At 70.7% G+C, this 11994-nt stretch carries 12 protein-coding genes; 5 read left to right on the forward strand and 7 right to left on the reverse strand.

Annotated features, from left to right (window positions below):
- The first annotated feature begins 94 nt into the window (after positions 1-94).
- Both HMPREF2883_RS02525 and HMPREF2883_RS02530 read left to right on the forward strand, forming a co-directional pair.
- A complete protein-coding gene (locus HMPREF2883_RS02525; RefSeq protein WP_070658852.1) occupies positions 95-919 on the forward strand; it encodes an alpha/beta fold hydrolase in 825 nt (274 codons plus the stop codon).
- Between the two features lie 150 nt (positions 920-1069).
- A complete protein-coding gene (locus HMPREF2883_RS02530) occupies positions 1070-2389 on the forward strand; it encodes an AI-2E family transporter (protein WP_070658841.1) in 1320 nt (439 codons plus the stop codon).
- A 2-nt stretch (positions 2390-2391) separates the two neighbouring features.
- Here the strand turns inward: HMPREF2883_RS02530 and HMPREF2883_RS13910 are convergent, their stop codons facing one another.
- The 7 genes from HMPREF2883_RS13910 to HMPREF2883_RS02560 form a co-directional block, all read right to left on the reverse strand.
- Complete coding sequence (locus HMPREF2883_RS13910; protein WP_075370938.1) at positions 2392-2691, reverse strand: HepT-like ribonuclease domain-containing protein; 300 nt, start codon at positions 2689-2691, stop codon at positions 2392-2394.
- Between the two features lie 24 nt (positions 2692-2715).
- Positions 2716-3201 carry a nucleotidyltransferase domain-containing protein gene (locus HMPREF2883_RS02535; protein WP_070658842.1) on the reverse strand — a complete coding sequence of 162 codons (486 nt, stop codon included), beginning with the start codon at positions 3199-3201 and terminating at the stop codon, positions 2716-2718.
- A gap of 78 nt (positions 3202-3279) precedes the next feature.
- Entirely contained in the window at positions 3280-4227 is a 948-nt protein-coding gene (locus HMPREF2883_RS02540) for an ROK family glucokinase (RefSeq protein ID WP_070658843.1), read from the reverse strand.
- A gap of 193 nt (positions 4228-4420) precedes the next feature.
- Complete coding sequence (locus tag HMPREF2883_RS02545; RefSeq protein ID WP_070658844.1) at positions 4421-5356, reverse strand: DsbA family protein; 936 nt, start codon at positions 5354-5356, stop codon at positions 4421-4423.
- A gap of 211 nt (positions 5357-5567) precedes the next feature.
- Entirely contained in the window at positions 5568-6065 is a 498-nt protein-coding gene (locus HMPREF2883_RS02550) for a fluoride efflux transporter FluC (RefSeq protein ID WP_070658845.1), read from the reverse strand.
- The gene (locus HMPREF2883_RS02555; RefSeq protein WP_256277296.1) at positions 6062-6751 is read right to left on the reverse strand and encodes a fluoride efflux transporter FluC; all 690 of its coding nucleotides are present in this window, start codon (positions 6749-6751) and stop codon (positions 6062-6064) included. The genes HMPREF2883_RS02550 and HMPREF2883_RS02555 overlap by 4 nt, the downstream gene beginning before the upstream one ends.
- Positions 6744-8426 (reverse strand): DUF2079 domain-containing protein, encoded by a 1683-nt coding sequence (locus tag HMPREF2883_RS02560; RefSeq protein ID WP_070658846.1) that lies wholly within the window; start codon positions 8424-8426, stop codon positions 6744-6746. Before HMPREF2883_RS02560 ends, HMPREF2883_RS02555 begins: the two co-directional genes overlap by 8 nt.
- An 80-nt stretch (positions 8427-8506) precedes the next feature.
- Here HMPREF2883_RS02560 and HMPREF2883_RS02565 point away from each other — a divergent pair, with 80 nt between their 5' ends.
- The 3 genes from HMPREF2883_RS02565 to HMPREF2883_RS02575 form a co-directional block, all read left to right on the forward strand.
- Complete coding sequence (locus HMPREF2883_RS02565; RefSeq protein WP_176747125.1) at positions 8507-9976, forward strand: amino acid permease; 1470 nt, start codon at positions 8507-8509, stop codon at positions 9974-9976.
- Positions 9973-10839 (forward strand): inositol monophosphatase family protein, encoded by an 867-nt coding sequence (locus HMPREF2883_RS02570; protein ID WP_070658847.1) that lies wholly within the window; start codon positions 9973-9975, stop codon positions 10837-10839. Before HMPREF2883_RS02565 ends, HMPREF2883_RS02570 begins: the two co-directional genes overlap by 4 nt.
- A 136-nt stretch (positions 10840-10975) precedes the next feature.
- On the forward strand, positions 10976-11994 hold a 1019-nt coding region (locus tag HMPREF2883_RS02575), incomplete at its 3' end, for an alpha/beta fold hydrolase (RefSeq protein WP_141759010.1).

The raw sequence follows: 11994 nt of genomic DNA on the forward strand, positions 1-11994 counted from the left end.
GTTGAAGGACTCGACGTTCATCCTCGGCGTGCTCTGCTGGCTCGTCTCGCTCATGGGCTCAGCCTACGGGGCGGTCACGAGGCAGGATGGGGGCATGACTTCACTGGCGCGCATCGTCGCGGGGCCCGACGCCGCCCCCACCCTGGTCCTGCTCCACGGCATCACCGGATCCGCGGTCTCCCTGGCCGAGGCCATCGACCACTGGGTGGGCCGCGGCTACCGGGTCGTCGCGGTCGACGCCCGCGGGCACGGCCTGTCCCCACGGTGGACGCCGGCCCAGCTCGAGCGGGCCGGGGAGGTCCTCGTGGGCGACCTCATCGCCGTCCTGGAGGACCTGGAGGCCGCCTCGCGCGGCCGGGCCGCCCTGGGTCTGCCGACGCCGCCGGCCCCGGTCGTCATCGGCCACTCGATGGGTGCGGCCACCGCCATGGTGGCCGCCGTCCGCCGCCCCGACCTGGTCTGTGGTGTCGTCCTGGAGGACCCGGCCCGCTTCGGCACCCGCAGCCCGCACGAGCTCCTGGCCCGCGGCGCCGCCCGGGAACGGGCCCGCGCCGCCGAGGTCGCCGACCTGCCGGCCGCCGTCGGCCGCGCCCTGAAGACCATGCCCGACGCCGAGGCCCTCCCGGGCGTGTGGGCCTCCCAGCGCACCGACCCGGGCCTGCTGCTCACCGGAGTCGTCGCCCCCGAGGTCCCCTGGGACGAGGCCATGGCCGCGCTCGACGTCCCCGCCCTGCTGCTCACCGGCGACCGGCCCGGCAGCGCCCGCGTGGGCCGCGAGGGCCTGGCCACCGCCGCCCGCAACCCCCGCATCCGCACGGTCCTCGTGCCCGGGGCCGGCCACCAGGTGCGCCGCAGCGACCCGCAGGTCTTCTACCGCACCGTCGACACCTGGCTGGACGAGGTCCTGCCGGTGGACTGAGGCGGGGCCGCGGCCACCGGAGCGCCACCCGGCTGCCGCCGGACTGCCGCCCCAGCGCCGTCGCCGCGAGCGCGAAACGCGGAGAGCTCCCACGGCGCGTACAGGCCCGTCGGGGCGCAGCACGCCACCCGTCCGTGGGAGGATGCGCCCATGGCAGCTGTGTCGGAAAAAGCTCGGAAGGCCTCCGTTCCCGTCCCCGGGGAGCGCACGCAGGGGGAGACCATCGCCTACCTCCTGGCGGCACTGACCATTGGCGCGGTGGGGCTCTACCTCATCCAGGACCTCTTCGCCCCGGCCTTCTTCGCCCTGACCCTCGTGGTGACGGTCCGGCCGCTGGTGTCCTGGATGACGCGCCACCGGGTGCCGCGCGTGGTCGCGGCGACGGCGGCGATCGTGCTCATCTTCGCCTTCGTCGTCCTGCTGTTCGCGGCCCTGGCCGTCGCCGTCGCCCAGCTCGTCGACACCCTGCCGAAGTACGCCCCCAAGTTCCAGGCGATCTGGAAGCAGATCGAGACCCAGCTCAACAGCATGGGGGTCGACCAGTCCACGGTGCTCAAGCAGGTCACCAACGTGCTGGACACCTCCCAGCTCGTCATGGTGGCCCAGTCGGTCCTGGGGCAGCTGACCTCGGCCAGCGCGATGCTCGGCGTCATGTCGATGGTGGTCGTCTTCCTCATGTTCGACACCGCCAAGATCGAGATCCGCGCCGCGGCCCTCGGCGTCCTCAAGCCGGGCATGGCCTCCGCCCTGGTCTCCTTCTGCGAGGCGGTGCGCTCCTACTGGATGGTCTCGACGGTCTTCGGTCTCATCGTGGCTGTCATCAACGCGGTCACCCTGTGGTACCTGGATGTGCCGATGGCCATCACCTGGGGCGTGGTCTCCTTCATCACCAACTACATCCCGAATATCGGGTTCGTCCTGGGTGTGGTGCCGCCGGCGATCCTGGGGCTGGTGGACTCCGGCCCCTGGACGGCGCTGTGGGTGGTGCTGTCCTACACGGCGGCCAACTTCGTCATCCAGTCCCTCATCCAGCCCAAGTTCACCGGGGACGCGGTGGGGCTCAACACGACGACGACCTTCCTGTGCCTGCTGTTCTGGTCCACCGTCATCGGGGCGATGGGGACGATCCTGGCGGTGCCGCTGACCCTGTTCGTCAAGGCCCTCCTCATCGACTCCGACTCGCGCTCACGCTGGGTGGGGATCTTCCTGTCCGCCGGCGACTCGCCCGTGCGCGACCCCGATGAGCTCGACCAGGGCGTGCTCGACCAGCTCGACCTCGACGGCGACGGCGTCGGCGAGGCCGATCCCGACTACGGCCGGGCCGTCGTCGAGAAGCGCGCTGAGACGAAGGAGCCTGAGAAGGCCGGCGCCTTGGCCACGAGCGCCGACGGCGGAGGCGGCGTCGGGGGTGACGGCGACGGTGCCGGCGCCTCCGCGACCGCGGACTCAAGCCGGGCCACCAAGGACTGAGCTCAGGCCTGTGCCCCGGCGCGCAGTGCGTCCACAACCGTTGGCAGGTTCACCAGGACAGTCTGTCGGACGATGGTGTCGTCAATGAAGCCGTAGCCGTGAGCGATACGGTTGCGCATCCCCCGCATTCTCGGCCATTGGTCGCCAAGGAGACGTGTGCGGGTATCGGGGTCCAGCGCTCCAAGTGCCTCCACACCTGCTGAGAGCCTCATCGCGACTGCGTCGATGACGATCTGGTCGGAGAGATCCCGCTGCGAGTGACTGATGGCGATATCGAAATGCTCCAGGGCTTCCGCGATGATTTCTGCAGTTGTTCCCTGCGGGGCTCATAGCGGGACCGCCTCGGCGAGGATCCGCTCGCGCATAGTTGGGCGGATGTTGGTGTCGGGCACGAGGTCGACGTCGGCATGCAGGATGGTCCCCAACTCGATCTCCAGCCCGGCCAGATCCATGAGCCCGAGTGGTTGATCCATACGGAAGAGCAGGTCGATGTCGGAGCCCTTGTGCTCCTGCCCGGTGGCCACGGAGCCGAAAACGCGAACATTCGAGCCACCGGCCGCTTTGACCGTCTCGATGACCTCTCGGCGTGCAGTCCGCAGCTGCTTGGCCAGCGGCGTGGTGCCGTGAAAGCGCAGAAGTCGGGAGACCTCGGGCTGGCTTCGGCCGATCAGCTGGGCGATCTCCTTCTGGGACAGGCCGTCTCTGGAAGCCTCGCGCACGGCCGCAACCAGCTGATGCCGAGCCTGACGGACTGCTTCATCCGTCTCCTGAGCGACAGAGACCAGGTTCTGACGCGTCTCCACAACAGACATGACACAAGTATAGCAAATGCTATATCTCGTGGGTCGGTGTCGGCATGGTCACCTCTCCCGGCCGGCGCCCCGCGACCCTCAGGGCTGGCGGGCCAGGTCCGCGGCGCCGACGAGTCCGGCCTCCTGGCCGCCCTCGGCCAGGACCACCGGGATGGCGGGGCGGTGGGGGCCGGCCGTGAGGTTTTCGGCGAAGGCCTTGCGCGTGGGGGCGAGCAGGATGTCACCGGCCTCGGCCAGGCCGCCGGCGATGACGATGACCTCGGGGTCCAGCAGCGCGCACATGTCGGCCAGCCCGACTCCGAGCCAGTGGGTGAGCTGCTCGTAGCACTCCAGGGCGGCCGGGTCCCCCTCGCGGGCCGCGGCGGTGACGGCCTTGCCGGAGATGTGCTCCGGGTTGCCGCCGGAGAGCTCGATGATGCGGGCCGCGTAGTCGGGGCGGAACTGCGCCAGCTCCCAGGCGTTGATGCCCAGGGCCGTGCCGGCGCTGTAGCGCTCCAGGCACCCGCGCAGGCCGCACCCGCAGGGGCGTCCGCCGGGGACGACGTTGATGTGCCCGATCTCCCCGCCGAATCCGGCCGCCCCGCGCAGGAGGTGGCCGTCGACGATGATGGCCCCGCCCACGCCGGTGCCGATGGCCACGATGAGGGCGTTGCGCTTGCCCCGGGCGGCCCCGAAGCGGGCCTCGGCCCACCCGAAGGCGTTGGCGTCGTTCTCGACGACGACGGGCAGGCCCACGCCCTCGGAGACGACGTCGCCGATCCGCATCCCGGTCCAGTCCAGGTTGGTGCCGTGCGCCATCGTGTTGCGGTCGGAGGACACGAAGCCCGCCGCCCCGATACCCACGGTGGCCGCGTCGGGGAAGTCCTCGCGCAGCCGGCGCACCACCGTCGTGATCGTGTCAATGATCGCCTGGCGGTCGGCGGCGGGGGAGTCGCGCCGAGTCGTCTGAAGAACTTTCCCGTCGTCGTCGACGATGCCGGCTGCGATCTTCGTTCCGCCGACATCCACTCCGATGCTCAGTGCCATGCTCGCACTCCTTAGTGAGACGACCGTTGGTGACGTTACTGCTTGCGTCGTTGCTCGTCAGACGATCGATGGGACAGGTGGTGGAAGAATAGCGTCCCCCGGCCCGCCCGTGGGGCGAGTCGGGGGAAGAGCCTCGGGATGGAGTGGGCGTGCGTGCGCCGTCGGGCCCCGTCGGTGCTCCGCTGCGTGGTGGTCAGCGCGCCGGTGCTGCGGGGCTCGTCGGGCTCGCGGCACCTGTGGCTGCCTGGGCTCCCTTGGCCTCTTTAGCCTTGGCGGCCTGGCTCTTGACGACAGCCGTCATGTAGTTGGCGTCCTTGTACCCGTTGATGTAGGTCTCGCCCACGATCATGAACGGGGTCCCCTGAATGCCGATGGAGTGGACGTGGTTGGTGGACTCGGCGACGGCCTTGACGGTCTCGGCGGCGGTCATGTCGGTGCGGAACTTCTTCAGGTCCGCTACCCCGGCCTTCTTGGCGAACTCGACCAGGGAGTCCTCGGTGTAGGTCGGGTGGCCCTTGGGGTCGGCGGCGGCGTAGACGACGTCGTGGAACTCCCAGAACTTTCCCTGATTGGCGGCGGCCCGTCCGGCCTGAGCGGCCAGGGGCGAGGTCTCCGTGATCTGAGCCAGGTCGCGCCACTCGATGCGCAGCGTGCCCTCCTCCACCAGCTTGTCCAGCTTGGGCTCGACCTTCTGGGCGAACTGGGTGCAGAAGGGGCAGGCGAAGTCGGAGTAGATGACCATGACGACCGGTGCGTCGACCTTTCCCTTGGCCTGGGCGTCGGCCGGGTCGCGGTGGATCTCGGAGTGGATGAGCTCCAGGGTCTGCTGGTCGGCGACCGGCGGGGCCGGATCGGGCTCGGGGACCGCGGCGGCCGAATCGGAGGAGGAGGTCTGGCTGGTGGCGGCGGCTTGATGGCGCCGGGAGGCGACGTTCTGCAGCAGCACCGCGGCGAGGACGGCCAGGATGACGGCGATGACCACGAGGGTGATCACCGTGGCGCGGTTGGTCCGCGACTGCGTCTGCGTCGGCGTCGAAGAAGGCGGCTGAACACTCATGGCAGCGAGTCTGTCAGAGGAGGTACGCCCCGCAATACGCCTGATCAGGCTGATGAGAGCACAGTTCGTCACAGCCGTCTCGGGCTGATCTCGGCAGGCCCGCCAATCTCACGGGGCGCTCACGAGCCGCTTACGGCGCGCTCACGAAGGTCACCGAAGCTCATCGGCCCGGGGGCGGCGTCGTCGCGCGACACACTTCGACCGAATCTTCATCATCGACCCGGAGCCGCGTCGTTTGTGAAGTTTTGGTCGAAGTGAGGTGGGATCCCGGCCCGGTGGCGCTCTAGCGCAGGGCTGCGCCGGCCGCCAGCCCGAGCCCGACGGCGCCCAGCGTCGCCGCCGTCATGAGGGTCGCATGCACGAGGGCCGGCCCCCACCGCCCGGCCAGCAGCAGACGCGCCCCCTCGACGCAGGCCGTGGAGAAGGTCGAGTACCCGCCCAGGAAGCCAGTCCCCAGGACGGTGAGCGCGGTGGCGGCCCAGGTCCCGGAGTGCGGCGGGTCTGCCGCCCAGCCCACGAGCAGGCCCATGAGCAGGCAGGCGGTCACGTTGACGACGACCGTGCCCCACGGCATCCGCAGCATCCACGCCATCAACAGTGCCCGCGCCCCGGAACGACGCCGCTGCCGGGCTCCCGCTGCGGCCTCCCGGGCGGCTCGGCCGGTGAGGCGGCTGACGGAGGCGTCCACGCCCCAGCGGCAGGCGGCCCCCACCCCGCCGGCCATCGCCAGGGGGAGCCAGTCGGCGAGCCAGGTCCCCAACTCGGTGGCGGCCCCGCTCATGACGCCTCCGGGACGGGGTTGCCGCCCGCTCGGCCCGTGCCGTCGCCCGCGTCGCCCACACTGCCCACACTGCCCGCTCGACCTGTTCGGCCCATGCTGCCCACGCCGCCCGTGCGACCCGGACGGCGCAGACGGCCTGCCAGCCACAGCCCGAGCCCGGCCGCCACCAGCCCGGCCACCATCGACCCCACCAGGTAGGCGGCGCCGAGGACCGGGTGGCCGCCGTCCTCGCCGGAGGTCAGGAGCCGGTGGCTCTCCAGGATGAAGGTCGAGTGCGTCGTCAGCCCGCCCAGCATCCCCGTGCCCAGGGCCAGTCGCAGGCGGGGGCGCCCTTCGCCGAGCGCCCCGAGCAGCAGCCCCAGGGCCAGGGCCCCGACGACGTTGAGGGCCAGCGTCGTGACCGGCAGGTGCCCGGGGGAGGCGGGCCAGGCCCGCTCCAGGGCCGCGCGCACCAGGGTGCCCGCGCAACCGCCCGCGGCGACCAGGGCCAGGCAGACGGACACCGACGGGGCCCGCCCGGCCACCGGCGGGGAGTCGGCTGCCGAAAGGGAGGCGGCGCCCGCTGCCGGCTCGGCCGCTGTATCGGCCCCCGGCTCAGCCCCGACTCCGGTCCCCGGCGCGGGATCGCCTCCGGCCTCGGAGGCGCCGCGGGTTCCGGCATCGGCGCCGGGGTCGGCCTCAGCCATTGCGCTTGGCGATCTGGTAGTTGTCCTTGTTGAAGATGAGGGAGTAGCTGGCCCCCTGCTTGGAGTGCTTCTCGCCCCAGGCGGCGGCATCGGTGGTGCCCCACTGGTTGGCGCTGCCCGGGGTCATGACGATGTACTCCTTGTCGGGGCCGCTCGTGCCCATCCAGGATACCTCGGCCCGGGGCACCAGGTAGGCCAGCAGCGACAGGTCGGTGACCACCGTGGCCCCCTCGGGGATGGTGGCGATGACCTCGTGGGCGACGGCCACCCGATGCGTCTCGGTTCTCTTCGCCTCGTCGGTCTGCTTGGCCTCGGCGGCGAGCGGGTCGAAGTTCTTGTTAGTGGCCTGCCACAGCGGGAGATAGGGGGCGGTGAGCACCCCGGTGGCTACGGCGGTGAGGATGCTCGTGGCGACCACGAAGCGGTGCCGCATCGGCACCGTGAGCCAGGTGGGGAAGGCGGCCGGGCGCCGGCGTGGGCCGTCGACGTCGGACTCATCGGCGGCGCTGGCATCCCCGGCGGTCCGGGCTAAGGGTTCCACGACCGCTCGGCCATCGACCCCCACCTGCCTGACGGGGCGGTCGGCCACGTAGGAGCCGTACGCCCGGCGCCGGGCGACGACGTCGAGCAGCGCCCCCAGCGCGATGGGCATGAGGGTGGCGTTGTAGTGCCAGTTGTCCCACACCCAGTAGAACTCCACCGACCCCAGGAACCGCCACGCCAGCGTCGGCAGCACCACGAGCAGCCACGGCGAGGTCACCCCGATGATCCCGCTGGTGAGGATCAGCATGACGACCACCGTGGCCTTCTGGGTCAGGGCGTCAGGTGAGGTGGGCTGGTCCTGCGAGCCCAGCCCGTAGTCCCACACCCCGTTGACGTTGAAAGCCGGCAGGAACACCAGGGTGGCGAAGAGGAAGGCCGCGATCCCGCCGACGACCATGCCCACGCCCAGGCGCAGCCCCCGACGCCGGTTGCGGGCGTCGTCGTCCTCAGCGGCGTCCCCACCGGCCGCGTCGGGACCGTCGGTCCTGCGACCACCGGGCCCAATGACCGTGCACGTGCGGTACCAGGCCGGGACCGCCGAGGTCAGGATGACGGCCACCCCGATCATGAGCACCGTCAGCCCCATGTCCTCCTTGACCAGGACCAGGGGCACCGACCAGGCCGTCACCGCCCCCCAGCGCCGCTCCACGAAGGCCACCGAGGCGTAGGCCAGCATCGGCATCGCGAAGGCGATCTCATGGAACTGCGCCGCCACCGCCCCCTGCATCCCCCAGGACAGGACGTAGACGAGCCCCAGCCCACCGGCCACCCACCGATTCGTCAGCCGGCTGGCCAGGCGGGTCAGCGGCCAGGCCGAGAACGCCAGCAGCAGGTCCTGAGTGATGAGCAGGCTCAGGGGCGTGGGGAAAAGCCGCCAGATCGGCCCCAGCAGAATGAGAATCGGGTGGAAGTGGTCACCCAGGAGGTTGTACCCGTCGGCCTTGACCGGCACGATCGGGGCCTGGAAGTGGGCGTAGGCCTTGGCCAGCTCGGAGAAGATCGCCAGGTCCCAGCTGGGCACCGGCTTCATCGCCTCCCACTGGACGATCGAGTAGTAGATCATCACCCAGGCGCCGATGATGACGACGATCGCAGCCGGAATCGAGTGGCGGATCTGCTCCTTGAGGTTCACGGCGCTGAGCCTACCCGTGTGAATCGGGGATGAACCTGGTAGCGCTAGGCTCGTGGCGTCACCCACGATCAGGAGACGAGATGCCCCTCACGCCGACGCCCGCCGATTCCGCCTCGGCGGCCGAGTCCTCGCCGCCTCAGCGGCCTGACCTCGACCAGATGGTGGACCACGACGCGGAGCCCCAGCTCCAGCGCCACCTCACCAACCGCCACGTCCAGCTCATCGCCATCGGCGGGGCGATCGGAACCGGGCTGTTCATGGGGTCGGGGAAGACGATCGCCCTGGCCGGTCCCGGCGTGTTCCTCGTCTACACGATCATCGGCTTCTTCCTCTTCCTGGTCATGCGGGCCCTGGGCGAGGTGCTGCTGTCCAACCTGTCCTACAAGTCCTTCGCCGACGTCGCTCACGACCTCATCGGACCGTGGGCGGGCTTCTTCGTGGGCTGGACCTATTACGTGTGCTGGCTGGTGACGGCCGTGGTCGAGGTCATCGTCATCACCGGATACATGGACTTCTGGTGGCCGGACCTGCCGCGGTGGATCATGCCGGTGGTCACCGTGGTCCTGCTGTTCTTCCTCAACCTCGCCACCGTCAAGGCTTTCGGGGAGATCGAGTTCTGGTTCTCCATCATCAAGATCGTGGCCATTATGGCGCTCGTTGCCGTCGGCGTCGTCATGGTCGTGATGGGCTTCACGGCGCCCAACGGCGCCCACGCCCAGATCTCCAACATCTGGAGCGGCGGGGTCTTCCCCAAGGGCGCGAGCGGGTTCTTCGGGGCCTTCCAGATCGCCATCTTCGCCTTCGTGGGCACCGAGCTCGTGGGGACCGCGGCCGCCGAGGCCAAGGATCCGGAGGTCACTCTCCCGCGGGCCATCAACGCGATCCCGATGCGCATCGTCCTGTTCTACCTGGGGGCGCTCGCGGCCATCATGGCCGTCACGCCGTGGCGGGAGATCAACCCCGAGGACAGTCCCTTCGTGGCCATGTTCTCGCTGGCGGGACTCGGCGTGGCCGCCGGCCTCGTCAACTTCGTGGTGCTCACGGCCGCGGCGTCATCCACCAACTCCGGGGTCTACTCCACCTCCCGGATGCTCTTCGGCCTGTCCTGGGCGGGCAACGCCCCCCACGTCTTCCGCAGGCTGACCGCCCGCTCAGTGCCGGGTGCTTCCCTGGTGTTCACCTGCGCCTTCCTGCTCACCTCGATCCCGCTGCTCTACACCTCCCAGTCCATCATCGCGGCCTTCACGAAGGTGACGTCGGTGGCCATCGTCCTGTTCATCCTCGTGTGGTGCATCATCGTCGTGAGCTACCTGCGCTTCCGCAGCCTGCGGCCCGAGCTGCACGAAGCCAGCGCCTTCCGACTGCCCGGTGGGCGCGTGACGGCCTGGCTGAGCCTGGCCTTCTTCGCCTTCGTCATCTGGACCCTCACCCTGGCCCACGACACCCGCATCGCGGTCTTCTTCGCCGCCCCTCTGTGGCTGGTGACGCTGGGCGTGGCCTGGCTCGTCCACAGCAGCCGGCTCGCCAGGCACCAGGAGCCCCAGCCATGAGCGCCGGTGGTGGGTCGGTGACACCGAAGCCCTCACAGGGACCGACGGCGTCGGCCTGCCCGGAGGACCTGCTCGCCCACGGGGTGGCTGCGGTCCGCCAGGCGGCCGCCTTCGCCCTGAACCCGGGTGAGGAGCTGCGCATCGAGGCCAAGGCGCACCGCAACGACCTGGTCACCCAAGTCGACCGCGGCGTCGAGGAGCGCATTGTCGGCCACCTGGAGGCCACTGGTGTCCCCGTCCACGGCGAGGAGGCGCACCGCGTCGAGGACTTCGAGACCTACCGCGGGCGGGCCTGGGTGCTCGACCCCATCGACGGGACCCTCAACTACGTGGCCACCCACCGCGACTGGGCCATCTCCCTGGCCCTGGTCGACGACGGCGTGCCCACGGTGGCGGTCCTCGCCGACCCCGTGGCCGACCGGCTCTACACAGCCATCCGCGGGCGGGGCGCATGGGTGCAGCCGCTTCTGGTGGGGTCGGCGGGCGCCGACGACGCGGCGCCGCGGGCGCTGGGGCGGGTGGAGGACCTGCCCCTGAGCGAGGGCATGCTCATCGCCCACTTCCAGCTCACGCAGGACGCGGGCATCGGGAGGGCCATTGAGGCCTCGCGGGGCATGCGCTGCTACGGGGCGGCCGCCCTGGAGATGGCGGAGGTGGCTGCGGGCGGCGCGGTCGTCTACGCTCAGCCGCGACTCCAGCCCTGGGACGTTGCGGCCGGTGCGCTGTTGTGCGCTGAGACCGGCGCGGTCCTCACCCGGATGGACGGGGCGCCCTTCGACGTGCGCCGCGCCGGCTCTCTCCTCGTGGGCACCCCGACCGCCCACTTCGAGGCGCTGGGGCATCTGCGCGCCGTCGGCGACTGAGGCTTGCAGGGGCGGACCAGGGCCCGCCCTCGCGCGTTCGTACCTTGTGCCGCGCGTTCGGGGGTTCAGGGTACGAACCGGCGGCATATCCTACGAACACACGGGGCATACGGGGGACACAGGTGGTATTCGTAGGATGCCGCGCATGACAAGAACATTAAGGCGGCGTCCGGTCGATTCAGGGCGCGCCATCGCGGCGCAGGCGTCCGCGGAGTCCTCGAAGACGGGCGGCCCGCCGCGCCGTCGTCGCACGGGCATCAGTGCCCTGGCGGTCCTCGTCGGAGGGTGCCTGAGCGCCTGCGGGACGGGACTGTCCGCTGCAGCGGGCGGCTCGGCCACCGTCCCGGGCCCGATTCCCTCCGGCCTGGAGTCCTTCTACCGCCAGGCCGTCAACTGGTACCCCTGCGCCGCCACCGACGGCGTGGAGAAGGCCTCGGAGAAGACCGTCCAGGCGAGTGCCTCCACGACGGCCGCCATGGCCTCGGCGCAGGCCACCGCCGCCCCGAGCTCCGATGGCGCGACCGGGACGGCCGGCTCCTCCGAGGAGGAGACCGACACGGCCACCTTCAGCTGCGCCGTCATCACCGTCCCCCTGGACTACGCCAACCCCAAGGGCGAGACCATCTCGATCGCCGTGAAGAAGCGCGCCGCCACCGGCGGCCACGCCCAGGGCGCCCTGTTCATCAACCCCGGTGGCCCCGGCGACTCCGGGGTCTCCTTCGCCGAGCGGGCGAGCAACGCCTTCAGCCCCGATCTGCTCGAGGCCTACGACATCATCGGTTTCGACCCGCGCGGAGTCGGATCCTCCACGGCCATCACCTGCTCCAGCGACGACGACGCATCCGGCGGCACCGCCGAGCCCTCCGCCTCGGCTGGGGCCACGGCCTCGTCGTCGGCCTCGGGTACGCCGCAGGCAGGCACTGAGCCCTCCGCGGAGTCCTCTGCCGAGGCCGCTTCGGGTGGCGATTCCTACGAGGAGTGGGCGGAGTCGACTCGGCAGTCCTTCCAGGAGCTGACCGAGCAGTGCGCCTCCAACACTGAGCCCGCCGCCCTGCTCGACCACGTCGATACCGTCTCCGCGGCCCGAGACCTCGACATTCTGCGGGCGCTGGCCGGCCAGGAGAAGCTCAACTACCTGGGCTTCTCCTACGGCAC

It is taken from the genome of Actinomyces sp. HMSC075C01, assembly GCF_001812965.1.
Taxonomy (GTDB): Bacteria; Actinomycetota; Actinomycetes; order Actinomycetales; family Actinomycetaceae; genus Actinomyces; species Actinomyces acetigenes.